Source organism: uncultured Bacteroides sp. (genome assembly GCF_910578895.1).
GTDB lineage: Bacteria > Bacteroidota > Bacteroidia > Bacteroidales > Bacteroidaceae > Bacteroides.
Genome location: NZ_CAJTSC010000004.1, coordinates 78188 through 93723 on the forward strand (window position 1 = coordinate 78188; position 15536 = coordinate 93723).

The following is a 15536-nucleotide window of genomic DNA, read 5'->3' on the forward strand; positions in this document are numbered from 1 at the left end:
AAATATCTTCGCTTTTAAGTAAATTTGCCAACCAATTAAAAAAAGAGAGATATGATAAAAGCGCTGTTTTTTGACATCGACGGCACGTTGGTGAGCTTTAAGACACACCAAATTCCCGTTTCCACCCTCAAAGCGCTGGAAGCAGCCAAAGCCAAAGGCATACAGATATTCATCGCTACCGGACGTCCGCCCGTCATTATCAACAACCTCGCTGCCTTGCAGGAACGGAACCTGATAGACGGCTATATTACCATGAACGGTGCCTATTGCTTTGTGGACGATACCGTTATCTACAAAAGTACCATTCCTACCGCCGAAGTAGACGCGCTGGCCGCCTTCTGCCACGAACGCAATATCCCCTGTATATTGGTGGGCGAACATGATATCTGCGCCAACCAGCCCAATGAAACCGTGACGGAAATCTTCAATAATCAGTTGAAAACAGACCCTATCGCACCGGAAACTTACCGAAAGGAACACTCAAACAAAGAATATTACCAACTGACACCTTTTATAAATAGCGAAGAGGAGCAATCCATACTGCCTGCTATCCCCAACTGCGAACTGGGACGCTGGCATCCGGCATTCGTGGATGTCACCGCCAAAGGAAACACCAAACAGCGTGGCATTGACGAAATAATCCGGCATTTCGGCATTCGCCTGGACGAGACAATGGCGTTCGGCGATGGGGGAAACGACATCAGTATGCTGCGCCATGCGGGCATCGGAGTGGCTATGGGCAATGCCAATGAGAGTGTGAAGTCCGTAGCCGACTATGTCACGACAAGTGTCGATGATAACGGCATAGCAAACGCACTGAAACATTTCGAAATAGTTTTTTGAACCTCCAACGCCCATGTCCTTCGTACCCGACACACAGAACAAAGAGTTTCAAGATGCCTTGAACCTCATACAGTACACCCGCCAGTCTGTTTTCCTGACGGGAAAGGCAGGTACGGGCAAATCAACTTTCCTTCGGTATATCTGCGAACATACCAAGAAGAAGCATGTGGTACTGGCTCCTACGGGGATTGCTGCTATCAATGCGGGCGGAAGCACGTTGCATAGTTTCTTCAAACTGCCGTTTTATCCGCTCCTGCCCGACGACCCTAACTTCAGCCTGCAACGGGGACGTATCCATGAGTTCTTTAAATACACCAAGCCGCACCGCAAACTATTGGAAGAACTGGAATTGATAATCATCGACGAGATTTCTATGGTACGGGCAGACATCATCGATGCCGTCGACCGTATCTTGCGTGTCTATTCCCGTAACCTGCGGGAACCTTTCGGCGGGAAACAAATCCTGTTGGTGGGTGATGTATTCCAATTGGAACCGGTGGTCAAAGGAGATGAACGGGAAATACTGAACCGTTTCTACCCTACTCCCTATTTCTTCTCCGCAAGGGTATTCGGCCAGATAGACCTTGTTTCCATTGAATTGCAGACAGTCTACCGACAGACCGATAAGGTATTCGTCAGCGTACTGGACCACATACGTAGCAATACGGTGGGCGCCGCCGACCTGCAACTGCTCAACACCCGTTACGGCACCCGTATAGAACAGTCGGAAGCCGATATGTACATCACGCTCGCCACCCGCCGCGACAATGTGGACTATATCAACGACAAGAAACTTGCCGAACTGCCGGGTGATGCCGTGACGTTTCAAGGCGAAATCATGGGTGACTTTCCCGAAAGCAGCCTTCCCACCTCGCAAGAACTGGTACTCAAACCGGGCGCACAGATTATTTTCATAAAAAACGATTTCGACCGCCGGTGGGTGAACGGCACAATCGGCATCGTCAGCGGTTTCGACCCCATTGAAGAGACGCTTTATGTAGTTACGGACGATGGCAAAGAGTGTGATGTGAAACGGGAATCGTGGCGGAATATCCGCTATAAGTACAACGAAGAGAAGAAACAGATTGAAGAAGAAGAGTTAGGAACTTTCACCCAGTACCCGGTGCGGCTGGCTTGGGCGATTACCGTGCATAAAAGCCAGGGACTGACATTCAGCCGGGTAGTCATCGACTTTACCGGCGGAGTATTTGCCGGCGGACAAGCATACGTGGCACTCAGCCGATGTACATCTTTGGAAGGGATACAGCTGAAAAAGCTTATCAGCCGTGCCGATGTGTTCGTGCGTCCCGAAATCGTAGGATTTGCCGAGCGCTTTAACAACCGCCAAGCCATTGACCGCGCCTTGAAACAAGCGCAGGCAGACGTGCAATATGTGGCAGCGACCAAAGCTTTCGACCAAGGGGACTTCGAGACATTCCTGAACGAGTTTTTCAAAGCTATCCACTCGCGTTACGATATAGAGAAACCTGTGGTACAGCGCCTCATCCGTAAGAAATTGAATATCATCAACCTGCTGAAAGCGGAGAACATCCGGTTGAAGCAGAACATGGCAGAACAACGGAAACGCCTGCAAGACTACGCCCGCGAATATTACCTGATGGGGAACGAATGTATCACCCAAGCGCATGATGCCCGAGCCGCCCTTGCCAATTACGACAAGGCACTGGAGTTGTATCCCGAATACACGGATGCCTGGGTGCGGAAAGGCATCACTCTCTTTAACGAAAAGCAGTATGCGGAAGCCGGAGAGTGCCTGAACCGTGCCGTTCGTCTGCGCCCTGCCGAATTCAAGGCTGTGTACAACCGCGGCAAGTTGCGGCTTAAACTCACAGACATCGATGGTGCCATAGCCGACCTGGACAAAGCCACTACCTTGAAACCCGAACATGCAGGAGCCCACGAACTTTTCGGGGATGCCCTGATGCAAGCAGGCAAAGAGATGGAAGCAGCCCTGCAATGGCGGCTTGCAGAAGAACTTCGGAAAAAGCGCTCAGCGAAATGACTTTTAGTCCTACACATTTGATTGTAAGAAACTTATTGTGTATTTTTGCGTTATACTCTGAAACTTAATCCCGACAGTATCATGCTTCTGAAACTTTATGAAAGAAATAACAATCCGGCAGATTTACAACGAGTAACCGACATCCTGAACGATGGCGGAATTATCATCTATCCCACCGACACCATGTATGCCATCGGTTGCCACGGGCTGAAAGAGCGTGCCATAGAACGCATCTGCCGTCTAAAAGAGATTGACCCGAAGAAGAACAATCTCTCCATTGTCTGTTATGACCTGAGCAGCATCAGCGAGTACGCCAAATTCGACAACAATACGTTCAAATTAATGAAACGTAACCTGCCGGGGGCTTTCACGTTTATCCTGAACGGCACGGTACGTCTGCCGAAAATATTCCGCAACCGTAAGGAAGTAGGTATCCGCATGCCCGACAATCCGATTATCCAAGAACTGGCACGTCTGCTGGACGCTCCTATCATGACAACCACGCTCCCCTACGATGAAGACGAAGATATTGAATACCGCACCGACCCCGAACTGATTGACGAAAAATTCGGCAGCATTGTCGACTTGGTTATCGATGGCGGCATAGGTGGCATAGAAGTTTCCACAATAGTAGACTGCACCAACGATGAAGTGGAAATCGTACGGCAAGGAAAAGGTTGGCTGGACGAAGGATAACATTTGAACAGAAGCCCGTTGTTCTCAAAAACTTTTCCGGCTCCCGGGATGTTTCTTTCCTAAAGAAACCATGAATCCTATGAGCATCAAAGAACAATACTGGAAATATTCGCTGATTACCATTATCATCGGACTGGGAATTATCCTCTTCAGGCAAATCACCCCTTTCTTAGGTGGCTTGTTAGGGGCATTGACTATCTATATTCTGGTCAGGCACCAGATGTTCTATCTGACCGAACGGCGGAAGATGAAACGGAGCATAGCCGCCACTATCATTACGGCAGAAGCCGTTCTGTGCTTTCTTGTTCCTTTGGCACTGGTAGTATGGCTGGCGGTAGTCAACCTGCAACATATCAACCTCGACCCGCAAGCCATCATCGCACCGTTCGAAGAGGCTGCCGCCGCCATTAAAACCAAAACCGGATACAATGTATTGAGCAAAGACAGCCTGTCATTCGCTATTTCATCCTTACCCCGCATCGGACAAACACTTATGGGTGGTATCAGCAGCTTTTCCGTCAACATGTTCGTACTGGTATTCGTTCTCTACTTCATGTTGATAGGCGGCAAGAAAATGGAACAATATATCAATGAAATTCTTCCTTTCAATGAAGCCAATACACAGGATGTAGTGCACAAAATCAACATGATTATCCGTTCCAACGCCATCGGCATACCACTGCTTGCCTTCATACAAGGCGGAGTGGCTATGATTGGTTATTGGATATTCGGCGCCCCCAACATTCTGTTCTCCGGCTTCCTTACCGGTATTGCCAGCGTTGTGCCTATGGTAGGCACGGCACTGATATGGATTCCCATAGCTGTCTACATGGCTTTAATAGGAAACTGGTTCCAGGCTATCGGACTGGTGGCATTCGGAATGCTTGTCATTTCCCAACTCGATAACCTGATACGCTTTATCATTCAAAAAAAGATGGCAGATATTCATCCGCTTATCACTATCTTCGGAGTGGTTATCGGACTGTCGTTATTCGGTTTCATGGGTGTCATCTTCGGTCCGTTACTACTCTCCCTGTTTCTCCTCTTTATTGATATGTTCAAGAAAGGGTATTTGGAAGGAGAGAAATAACGAACTTCAGATATACACCATACCACCCGGCTAACGATTTTCTTTAAGTTCCTTCCTCTTCAGGCAAAACACCGGTAAAAAGAAAAAGATACCTGCCACCGACATCACCAATCCCCCGATGGTGCCGGCTGCCAATGGAAACCAAAACGCTTCCTTGTCAGTGCCAACCATAAAAGGGATAAACCCCAATATCGTGGAAACTACCGTCAGAAAAATAGGCACCACCTTGGCATTCCATGCTTTAGTATAAGCCCGCAACGAAGCCAGACGCGGGAAACGACGGCGAATGCCATTATATTCGTTAAGAATATAAATGCTGGCATTTACGGTAATGCCGCACAGCAATACGAATGAGGCAAAACCACCCTGATCGAAATTCAGACGGAACCAATAAAAGGTAAGGAACACTCCGATATAGGATACGGGAATAACAAAAATAATAGCAAGCGGCTGTTTTAAAGAGTTGAACAATATACCGGTAGTAAAGAAGATGATGGCTATTACAACCAGCAGAAACAAGTACTGCTTATTGTCTTTCTTGCCCCAACTCCATGAAGTGTTCTGAGACTCGGCGGTATACCCCATTGGCAGGATAGCATTAAACTCTTCCAGGTCGCGTTCCAGGATCTTATTTCCCATTTCGTTAGAACCGATATATTCATATTGCAGGCAAAGACGGTACTGTTGACGCTCTTTGGCTATCTCTTGCGGCATTTGCCCCTTCTCCACGCTTGCCATTTCGGAAAGTTTATAATGTTTGCCGTTATCCGCCCCGTATGGAGAAAACTGCATTGCCCAGACATCATACTCATGAGATTGCCGGGAAGAGAGCCTGATTCTTTCCGTCCCTTCTTCCGTCACTACCGAACCGATTTCCATATTCTTGCCGAAAATAGGTTGAACCGATGCAAACAATCGTTGCGCACTGACTCCCTCCTGCACCATACGTTCCCTATTCAGGTTGAAGTAAAACTCCTGATAGTCGTCTTTCCACCACGAAAACTCCGAATTTATGAGTACTTCCTTGATGCGGCGGTGCGTCAGAAGTTTCGCTTTCAATTCCTCAGCCCATCCGTACAGTTCATCGTAATTGTAGCCATACATCTTTACGCGGTAAGACCCCGCACTCTCACGCACATCATTGCTGAACCCCTGGTCTTGCAGCCCGTAAATGCCCCAGCTGCCGCCACCCAATTCCAATGCCTTGCTTATCATATTGGCTTTCAAAGTATAAGGGAAACCGCTATTTTGATATTCCTTCTTAAAATATACACTAATACTTGCCCGCCGGGGACTATATACGGAAGTATGAAACTGCTTGATTTCCTTAAACTCACTAAGATAAGTCTCCATACGTTTCACCAGTGTATTCATCTGCTCCAACGTGCTTCCGTTAGGCAGGTTCGCATTGGCAGAGAGCACCACTTCTTCATTGCGTGTGAAATAGCTACCCTCATACACCTTCTGCACAAAAAGGCGCAACGTACCTCCCAAAGCTTTGTCCACAACAGGTTTCACCGACTCCTTATACGTGTGGGACCCAATGGTTTCATTATAGAGTTTCTCCCATTTCCCCTCTCCCTGCAACTTCTCGGGAAGTAAAAAGACCGGCAGACCAAATCCCAACAAAAGCAACGTACAAACCGCCCACCGCCAACGGCAAAGGAAACGTATAAGCACGGCATAACAGCGGGTAAAATAGACCGGGAAACGTTTAATAAACCTCCTACCTCCCGCCATACGCCATTTCATTCCGAATGGCAAAAAAGTCCTTCTGCACCTTATTGTATTTGCATGTCTTATCAACCCAATCTTCTCTATCATGGCAGGCACGAAGAACAACGAGACCAACAGCGATACAGCCAGATTGATAATCACCACCGCCGCGAAATCCTGCAAGTTCAATCTGATTTTATCGTCCAGGAAAAAGATGATGACCAATGCCCCCATCGTGGTAAGCGTAGCCGCCAATACAGACATAAAAGCTTTCAGGTTGCGGCGATGAAGAATATGGTCCGCCATCACGATTGTGCTGTCTATCATAAGGTTCAAGGACACCGTGATACCTGCCAGCGAATAGAGTTGCATCTCCAACCCGAAGAAATAATAGAAAATAAGCGCAACCGCTATATTCACAACCAAGCTAACTACTATCAGGAAGAGATATTTCAATTTACGCGTAATCAGCCACACGAATATCAATAAAATAAGTACCGTCAGCCCGGTGCGGAAATAGATTTTATCCAGTTCCTCCCGGATGTATTCGGTAGCATCATAACTTGGATGTATTTCATAGCCTGCCGGAAGCACCGCCTTGATATCTTTCATCGCTTGCATGACTTCACTACTGAGTTGCAACTGATTGGCTGTCTCCTCTGCCGTTACGGACAGATAAATGGAATTCAGTCCGTTGATGCGGTAATAACTTTGAGGAGCCTCCTCAATATGGGTCACGGTTACCAGTTCATCCAGACGAATTACCTTACCCGCAGTGGTGGTCACTACTATTTTGGAAGGTTCAAAACTATCAGAAACCTCATCAGGCACTAAAGCAAGGCGTATCCACTGCTCCTTGCCCTTCCCTGCGTCCACATTATGTGTGCCCAAAAATTCTTTCCGGTAATATTGCCTTACGGCTTCCCTGATATCAGACAAAGTTACTCCCAATGTACGCAACTGTTCGCTGTCATACTCCAACCTCCACTCCATCGGCGTTGCCCCGCTCAGTTCCACCTTATATATACCGGCAATCTGTGCCAACTGCGGTTTGATGTGCTCCTCTGCATACTGTTGTATCAATATCGGTGTTGCCGGCGCGTTCAATGTGAAAGACATGAAAGGACGGGCAGCATCCTTGTCCGGTACTTTCATCCGGATAGTAGGATAACTGACTCCTTCGGGCAATCCGGGCCACGTCTGCCGGATTACGGTGGAAGCCTCGAAACGGACAGCATCCACATCCGCATGCTTATCCAGTTCAACGGTGATACTTCCCGAACCATTACCCGATTTGGAATTCAACCTTTTCACTCCCCGAATACGTGCCAACATGGCTTCCAGTTTACTTGTCACTTCCATTTCAATAACCCGCGATGATGTTCCGGGCATGTTGAAACCCACCGTAAAGCCCGGCAGGCTACGTGACGGATTTAACTTGACCGGCAGAAGCGGTATCAAGGCGATACCCACCAAAGCCAGACAAACGAATGTGACGATGACGGTAAAGGACGAAGCGGATTTCATGGTTCTCTCAGTTATCATAATCAAACTTTTCCGACAACGAGAACCCCGTTGCAAAATCATGCAACGTCAGTTTCCGTATCTTATAATAGTACAACCAGTAGTTTTTCAAGGCAGAAATATAATTGCGCTGCGCCTCCTGCTGACGGTTCAATGAAAGCGTAAGGCTATTGATATCCGCCTTACCGATAATAAAACGTTGGCGGGTTTCATTATAAGCCAATACGGAGAGGTCGAGTGCCTCCTCGGCACTTGCCACCATACCCTGCTGGACATTAAAGTCGGAAACAGTCATTATCACTTCCTCTTCAATGCTGATTTCATTCTGCCGGGCAGAGGTTTTCACAACATTCAGATTGTTACGCGCCATATTATATTTACCTTTCCGCACTCCCCAGTCTATCAACGGTATGGAGACACTGACAGATACCATCTCCTGCTGCATGGGATGTTGATATGCCCCGCCCAGTTTCTCCGCCACCTGGTTAAATCCTACACTTGCGTTGATACTGGCATTGAAGCGAGACTCTTTCCTGGTCCTATCCACCTTCTGCTCGGCTTCCAGGACATTTTGGCGAAGTTCCAGAAAATCCGGATTATTGGCCTGTGCAGCCGCCAAAGCCTCATCCAATGGAATGACCAGCGCCTGCGGACGACTGGGAAGCTCCACCCTTATCTCCGTATTCTTCTCCAAATTCAGGAAAGAAGCCAATGAGAACATGGCGCGCTTCAAAGCACTGGTCGCATTCTGCAACGTATTGCGCGCATTCACCACATCCAGTTTCAGCGTCAGCAAATCGGCGCGGCTGATGGAAGCTATCTTCAGGCGCTGCATCCCTATACGATACAAAGTATCGGTGGATATCGCGTTTTCTTTTGCCAAATCATATTCCGCCTGCGCCTGCGCAAGCGCAAAAAAGTAAGTGGTCGCCTGTTCGGATACCTGCTCCGCATTATAAATATACTCTTTCTTGACTTTCTCGTATTTCAAAGGCTCAATCTTACGTTCCCAACGGAAAGGGTTGTATCCCACCAGACTTTGCGAATATCCCAAACGTACCGGCACACTCGTAAACTGAGTATACTTATTTCCGCCGAAACTCCGCATATACCCCAGTTCCGTATCCAGATAGAACGTACCGCCGGTCAAATCGAAATTTTGCCGCACAGCCAGATTACCATATGCGTAAAAAGACTGCTGGCTGCGATACACATCCAAATTCTGCTCGGAGTCATAGCGTTTGGTAATGTCCCGGTTATACTGCGCCGGAGTCATGTTCAACGTCAGGCTGGGCAAGCGGTTTGCCTTATAAGTACGGTATTCCCAATAACCGGACAAATACATATTCTTAGTACGAAATGCTTCCAGCGAACTGTCATTTGCCATGGAAATAGTCTGTTGCAGATCCAGCGTTATCCGGCGTTGAGCAAAGCAGCAGAGCGAGCATAGGCTCAACAGAAATATCAAATTCAATTTTCTCATATATCAAGCAGTTTTCTTCTTATAAATAAACCAATATATTAGCGGAATAATAAACAGGCTGACCAATGTCCCGATAAACATGGCGCCAATCATCGCGATGGAAAGCGGTTTCTGCAACTCAGATCCCATATCGAAAGAGAACAACAGAGGCACCATCGCGAATATCGTAGTAAGAGACGTCATTATAATGGGGCGAAGCCTTCTCCGTCCCGCCTCATGGATGGCTTCCATAAGCGGCATGCCGGCTTTCCGGAGTTCATTGATTGCATCCAGTTTCAGGATAGAGTCGTTGATAATGATGCCGCATGTCACAATCAGCCCGATAGCCGACATCAAATTTAGCGTATGCCCGCATACCCACAACAGCAACAAGGCAAATGCTACATCCACAGGTATTTCCAGCAACACAATCAAAGGTTGCACAAAACTCTCAAACTGGGCGGCAAGAATGAAATACATCAACAAAATAGAGATTAAGAGGATTACCACCAATTCGTCCAGCATCTTACGGTTTGAAAAGAAACTGCCGGAAAAGGCGGTATCCCAATCCCCCGTGGCATCCGCCACCAGCTTCACTTCCGGCATCAGCGTTTCCGCATTCTCCACATCATAAAAACGGAAAGGAATATACTCTCCATTACGTCCCGCAGTGATTGTTTTCAAGTCTTCTGCCGGACGGATTCTTACCAAATCCCGTAAAGGAACATATTCCACTTCACCCTTGTTGCCGGGACGTGTCTGTATCAAAGTCTGCTGCAAAATCTCATTCACGGTTTTCTCCTCACCCACTATGCTGATAGGCAAATATTGCTGGTAGGAATGCAGCATTGCCACGCTATTCTCCTTGAAAGCCGTTTTCAACTCCCTGTACAATTCACTATAAGCAACATTATAGAGTAAAAGTCTCTCTTGCAGAATACTGATGTTCAGCTGGTTCTCGAAAGGGATTCCGGTCGGTGCCACTCCCGTCCGCTCACCCAGCCTGCGTTCCAATCCTTGCAATTCCTCCGCCACCGGTGCTTTTTCCTTATTGCGTGCATAAAGTTCCGCCACTACATCGGCCTCTCCGGTCACAAACAGCTTCTCGAAAACCGTTTCGGGCGGCATGAAAGTGACCACCGCCAAAGGATACGCAGTTCTCAGCCGTTGATATACTTTCTGCTGCAAGGATTTTATCTCCGAAGGAGTTTCAGTCTTGAAGTAGAGTTCCGCTTCGGAAGATGAAAGCGCCTGCTCCCTATTCAACAAATAGTCCTGCTGCCCCACGGATGCGGTCTGTTCCACCGTCTCTCCCTTCAACTCTTCAAACAAAGCATCCACCCGGCGGCGGTTTTCATCCACATGGATATTTTCATTCCACTCCACACGGGCAATCAACTCGTTCTGGTCGATTTCGGGCATACGCTCCTTACCGATAAAAAAGAAAAGGAAAACACAAAGAGGAAGAGAGACGACACAAAATGCCACACTCAACGTTTTGTGAGAAAATACCCAATCGACTCCCGCATCATAAAAACAATCCAGCGTATGCTCTTTCAACGGATTCTTAATACGTATCCTGCCCAGCCAAGATTGGCGGCGTATGCCGATACGGTACACCAACATGTAAAGCACCGGCAACAGCATGATACCCGTAAAGTACGAAACCAGCAAACCCACCGTCACCGAAAATGCCTGGTCGTAGAACAACGCTCCGGCAATGCCGCTCATAAATATCAACGGGACAAAAACGGCAATCGTTGTCAGTGACGAACTGAGCATCGGCGTTATCACCTCGCTTGTGCCCGTCACGCAGGCACGCCTCAGCGAATAGCCCTTCTCCCTGTATTGGGAGATATTCTCCGTCACAATAATACTACTGTCAATCATCATGCCTAATGCCAAAATCAATCCCGACAACGAAATTATATTGAGTGACATCTTAAACAGATAGAAGAACAGGAAACAGATGACGATAGACACCACGATACTCAGCCCGATGATAAACGGTGATTTGACATCGCCCAAAAACAGCACCGCCACAATGCAGATGAACAGGAAACCCAATGACAAATTCTGTTGCAAATTGGAGATTGTATAATCCAGCAGCTCCGTCTGGTTCCGGCTGATGTTGAAATCGATATCCGGATAAACCCGCTTGAAATAATTCATCGTACCGGTAATCGCCCGCTTCATGTCGTCCATGTTCTCGTCCGCCTGCTTGATGACAGCCAAAGTCACCGCACGCTTGCCGTTACTTACAGACACCCCCTTTTCCTTGACAGGCACAATTCCTATCCGGCAGAAGTCGCCCAGGCGGATAACACGCCCCTCTTTCCGCAGGAATATATTCCTGACATCTTCATCCGTACGCAGCAACGTGGAGAATTTAATGTTATATTCATAATACCCGTCGCGCACGGTCATGCTGCCCGGCTCCACATTGTTTTGAGCCAATACATTCTCAATGTCTTCAATGGAGATACCCAGCACCGCCAGTTTGTCCGGATCGGGCACTATCTGCAACTGCCGCTCCAGCAAACCGGTCACATCCACCATCGCCACCTCCGTCAGCTGCTCTATGCGCCGCTTAATGACATTTTCCGCAAACTCACATAAGTCAAGAAAAGCACGCTCATCGGTTTTCCCGTAAGCACTGTCATTCTTCAAGGTCAGATTTACATAGAACACAGGAATATCCGTAGCGCTCGCCTTCACCACCTTAGGGCGGTCGGCATCTTTGGGCAAATAATTCATGGCGGCATCTATCTTCTCGTTCACTTCGATAAAGGCAAGGTCCGTATTCGTGCCATAATCAAAACTCAACCGGATAATGCCTGCGCCATCCCGGGTCTCACTATTCATATCCTTCAACTTCGCCACCTGGATAAGTTGTTGCCGCAAAGGTTTTACTATCGTATTCTCCAATTCGCGCGCAGAGGTATTCTTTTCAGCCACTTGTACCGTAATTTCAGGTATGGCAATATCGGGCAACAGGGAGACGGGCAAGGTGAAATACGTCACCAACCCCACAATGAAACATGCCGTAAATGCCATCAATACGGCAATCGGTCTCCGTATAAGGAAGTCAACCATTCTTTTAATTTATAATTCTTAATTTTCAATTCTTGATTCTCACCGATGCCTCATGTGCCAAATTCACATTGCCCGTCACGATAATCGTGTCTCCCTCCTCTATTTTATCCGTTTGAGAAGTTTCCGTAACCAATGTATATTCATCGGCATTCTCCAATCCGGTCTGTACATAATTCCACCGGGCAACTCCTTTCTTCAGCGTAAATACCACCTGTTTACCCGAACGCAGCACCACCGCGCTTTTCGGGATTACCAACTGTTCGCCCAAAGAGCGGCGCACACTTACCCGCACATTCATACCACTGAACAGCTTTCCCCTGCCGTTTACAACCGCTTTCACCTTCACCATTCCTTTGTCATCCACTACCGGATTTATCTGCGCAACGCGTCCTTCATAACCGGAAGCGGCATCCGAATAGGGAGTGACAACCACCTTGTCACCGGTCTTAATCAAAGGAAGTTCATTTTCCAACACCGTGAAATCGGCTTCCATATTCTGAGCACTCACAACGGTGCAGAAAGTCTCCGACGTATTCGCGGCATTATAAGGTTTGGAAAACAGATTGGCAACCACCCCGTCAAAAGGAGCCGTCAACGTGGCATGTTCCTCTTCATATTTAGCCAATTCATATTGGGCAAGGCTCTGTTCGTAACCACTCTTGGTACGTGCCAACTGCATGACATCGGCCGGCACTTTACTTGTATCATCCACCGGATACCCCTGCCCTATCAGTACATCCTGCAACTCCAGCCTGGCACGGTCCAACGCATCCTTGGCCTGCGCGGTTTTGTTCTTCAGACGGAATTTGTCCAGTTCAGCAAGTTTTTGTCCTTTACGCACATAGTCACCGTTTTTCACATAGATGTGCGCCACTACCCCGGTTGTCTCAAATCTCAAATCCGCCAATCCGCCGGCAACAACCTTTCCGTTGCTCACCAACTCATGGTTAAATACCCGAGGCTTTAAAACCTCTATCGTCACTTCATTATCATTACTTGGAAGCACAGTTGCCACCCCTTCCTCAACAGTATTCTCTTTTTTTGCGCCGGAGCAGGCAGTCAATAAAAGAAACGTTACATACAGCAAATGTCGGTAATTTTGTGTTCTCATATCCATCTTGTTTTTCTATTAGTATTATTAATTACAAATCTATATTATTTTCTGAAACTATCCTATTTTTCTGAAACTTTTGCGGTAGAAAGAATTTCTTCATATCGTACACTATCTATTCTTTTATTTTCAACTATATATGTAATAATGCCACTGTAATATTCCAAATTCTCCGATACAATTTCTCCTTTACTACTTTCTGTAAACTCTATTTTGTCAAACTTATCAAAACCAACTTGTTTCATATAAAATTTCGCAGAAACACTACCTCCATCTTCCACAATTACCACTACAGATAAATTGATATCTTTTTTTTCTAAAAAGGATAAGAAATTTAAAAACTGAGCGACGCAAAAAGAACAACTCGAATTTAACAAATAGACAAATCCTGTAAACGGTTCTACTCTTTTCTCAAACAACTTCTCAAAATTAACTTTCAAAGTATCATTTTGAAAAACCGTTGCCTTCTCTTCACGAACCATCAACTTCAGGATATCATCCGTAACTTCCATTGTCCCGTCCTTTCTATTTGCCACCGAGCTACACCCTATTAACAATAGAATAACTATAAGCCAAAAGCTAACCCTCATTTTCATACATTCTTAATAAGATTGGTACATCTTCTTTGTTTAAAACAGTCACATATAAGACACGTTCTTTCTCACTTTTTGAAACAGACCGTACACAACCTTTTACAGAAAAGCAATCAAGCAATCTGCCATCCCAATCAAATTTCAATATCCATCCCGGAAAATCCTTCATTCCTCCTGATTTCAGATAATCGCCGACATAAGACATATAAAAACAGTTCTCAGCAGTACAGTATGTCAGATATGCGTATGGAATATAATCTTTAAAGCTAATCTCAGTACCGGTATCCAACCCGCCATCCAAACTGTATTTTGCTTTCAAATCTATCGGTCCTTCTATCATTCGTTGCAAATTCAAATCCTTATCATAGATTTCCATAACAGATTTATGCATATAAGCATATATTATCCTATCAGTGGAATAGTTCGTGATAATACATCCATCTACCGACACATTTCTTGTATAATATTTATATTCCACTTTTTCTACATACGGATTTTTGCCATCTGTCACTATAAAACGTGGAGCATCTTGTTCTATTTTCAGATTCTTATCAGTAAAGCAATACGGATGTTCCAACAAAAAGTAATCACCATAAGGTATGGCAGTAGGACTTCCCATGACCTGATGTCGAACAGGAAGAGCTGTGTATGTAGCATTCCTCAAAAGCGAGTCTAAATCTACAACTGCAATCTGTCCTTTCACATAATCATTGACAGACATCATTTTTCCGTTCATATCAATTCTGGCACTCAGCATTTCATTGGGAGCATCACCCAATCTGTACAATTTTGCTATATTTTCTTTCGTATACAAATTATACAATTCCACAAAATACCCATCTTTATGTTTCTTGTTTAATACAACTAATACACTATCTGCATAAACCCAAAAATTTTTCGCGTATATAAAATCATCGAATACTCCGATTGTGTCTACTTGCAGAACTTTTGCTTTTGCTAAAAGCCCCCTATCCAATATCTGAACTGGTACATCATTCCTTTTAGGCTGTACACATCCTACCAGTAAGATGACGAACATTATAGCATTCAATATATATATTCTTTTCATCATTGTTCAATTCTGTAATTGGGTAATACTCTTGCTTATGCAAGAGTATTACCATTAAAATTTATTTTACTTCTGTACCATCGCAGGTTAAAGTGTATCCCAAATAGCTTTTACTACAAGTCCCATCCCCTGTACATCTCAATCGGACCTTCCCCCCTTTGGTTATTTCACAATCAGCCAAAGCTTCTATATTAGCCAAAGTCAATTCCGATATCACTTCTGATTGATAATTAGCATAAATACCATGTCCTGCCACAACAGCAAATATCGCAACAAAGGCTATTTTCATAAAATTCTTATTCATCTTTAATTC

11 protein-coding genes are annotated in these 15536 nt (G+C 46.0%); 4 read left to right on the plus strand and 7 right to left on the minus strand.

The window, feature by feature from the left end; all coding sequences use genetic code 11:
- The first annotated feature begins 51 nt into the window (after window positions 1-51).
- The 4 genes from QZ327_RS02195 (at window position 52) to QZ327_RS02210 (ending at window position 4652) form a co-directional block, all read left to right on the plus strand.
- The gene (locus QZ327_RS02195; protein ID WP_294616735.1) at window positions 52-843 is read left to right on the plus strand and encodes a Cof-type HAD-IIB family hydrolase; all 792 of its coding nucleotides are present in this window, start codon (window positions 52-54) and stop codon (window positions 841-843) included.
- 13 nt (window positions 844-856) lie between these two features.
- Window positions 857-2866 (plus strand): AAA family ATPase, encoded by a 2010-nt coding sequence (locus QZ327_RS02200; protein WP_294616736.1) that lies wholly within the window; start codon window positions 857-859, stop codon window positions 2864-2866.
- 81 nt (window positions 2867-2947) lie between these two features.
- Entirely contained in the window at window positions 2948-3562 is a 615-nt protein-coding gene (locus tag QZ327_RS02205; RefSeq protein WP_294616738.1) for an L-threonylcarbamoyladenylate synthase, read from the plus strand.
- A gap of 79 nt (window positions 3563-3641) precedes the next feature.
- Entirely contained in the window at window positions 3642-4652 is a 1011-nt protein-coding gene (locus tag QZ327_RS02210; protein WP_294616740.1) for an AI-2E family transporter, read from the plus strand.
- Between the two features lie 30 nt (window positions 4653-4682).
- On the opposite strand, the gene QZ327_RS02215 is transcribed toward QZ327_RS02210, so the two are convergent.
- The 7 genes from QZ327_RS02215 to QZ327_RS02245 form a co-directional block, all read right to left on the minus strand.
- Complete coding sequence (locus QZ327_RS02215) at window positions 4683-7895, minus strand: efflux RND transporter permease subunit (protein WP_294616773.1); 3213 nt, start codon at window positions 7893-7895, stop codon at window positions 4683-4685.
- Window positions 7896-7902: 7 nt separating this feature from the next.
- Window positions 7903-9375 carry a TolC family protein gene (locus tag QZ327_RS02220; protein WP_294616741.1) on the minus strand — a complete coding sequence of 491 codons (1473 nt, stop codon included), beginning with the start codon at window positions 9373-9375 and terminating at the stop codon, window positions 7903-7905.
- 3 nt (window positions 9376-9378) lie between these two features.
- The gene (locus QZ327_RS02225; RefSeq protein ID WP_294616743.1) at window positions 9379-12450 is read right to left on the minus strand and encodes an efflux RND transporter permease subunit; all 3072 of its coding nucleotides are present in this window, start codon (window positions 12448-12450) and stop codon (window positions 9379-9381) included.
- Between the two features lie 25 nt (window positions 12451-12475).
- Window positions 12476-13561, minus strand: coding sequence for an efflux RND transporter periplasmic adaptor subunit (locus QZ327_RS02230; RefSeq protein WP_294616745.1), 1086 nt, complete (start codon window positions 13559-13561; stop codon window positions 12476-12478).
- 62 nt (window positions 13562-13623) lie between these two features.
- Window positions 13624-14073, minus strand: a complete 450-nt coding sequence (locus QZ327_RS02235; RefSeq protein ID WP_294616747.1) for a hypothetical protein — start codon at window positions 14071-14073, stop codon at window positions 13624-13626.
- 67 nt (window positions 14074-14140) lie between these two features.
- Window positions 14141-15226, minus strand: coding sequence for a hypothetical protein (locus QZ327_RS02240; RefSeq protein ID WP_294616749.1), 1086 nt, complete (start codon window positions 15224-15226; stop codon window positions 14141-14143).
- 58 nt (window positions 15227-15284) lie between these two features.
- On the minus strand, window positions 15285-15527 hold the full coding sequence (locus tag QZ327_RS02245) for an NVEALA domain-containing protein (protein WP_294616751.1): 243 nt from the start codon (window positions 15525-15527) through the stop codon (window positions 15285-15287).
- Between the last annotated feature and the right edge of the window lie 9 nt (window positions 15528-15536).

Bases quoted from the DNA above. Each gene is read 5' to 3' on its own strand.
- QZ327_RS02195 (WP_294616735.1), top strand. From the start codon at position 52: ATGATAAAAGCGCTGTTTTTTGACATCGACGGCACGTTGGTGAGCTTT.
- QZ327_RS02200 (WP_294616736.1), top strand. From the start codon at position 857: ATGTCCTTCGTACCCGACACACAGAACAAAGAGTTTCAAGATGCCTTG.
- QZ327_RS02205 (WP_294616738.1), top strand. From the start codon at position 2,948: ATGCTTCTGAAACTTTATGAAAGAAATAACAATCCGGCAGATTTACAA.
- QZ327_RS02210 (WP_294616740.1), top strand. From the start codon at position 3,642: ATGAGCATCAAAGAACAATACTGGAAATATTCGCTGATTACCATTATC.
- QZ327_RS02215 (WP_294616773.1), bottom strand. From the start codon at position 7,895: ATGAAATCCGCTTCGTCCTTTACCGTCATCGTCACATTCGTTTGTCTG.
- QZ327_RS02220 (WP_294616741.1), bottom strand. From the start codon at position 9,375: ATGAGAAAATTGAATTTGATATTTCTGTTGAGCCTATGCTCGCTCTGC.
- QZ327_RS02225 (WP_294616743.1), bottom strand. From the start codon at position 12,450: ATGGTTGACTTCCTTATACGGAGACCGATTGCCGTATTGATGGCATTT.
- QZ327_RS02230 (WP_294616745.1), bottom strand. From the start codon at position 13,561: ATGAGAACACAAAATTACCGACATTTGCTGTATGTAACGTTTCTTTTA.
- QZ327_RS02235 (WP_294616747.1), bottom strand. From the start codon at position 14,073: ATGGAAGTTACGGATGATATCCTGAAGTTGATGGTTCGTGAAGAGAAG.
- QZ327_RS02240 (WP_294616749.1), bottom strand. From the start codon at position 15,226: ATGATGAAAAGAATATATATATTGAATGCTATAATGTTCGTCATCTTA.
- QZ327_RS02245 (WP_294616751.1), bottom strand. From the start codon at position 15,527: ATGAATAAGAATTTTATGAAAATAGCCTTTGTTGCGATATTTGCTGTT.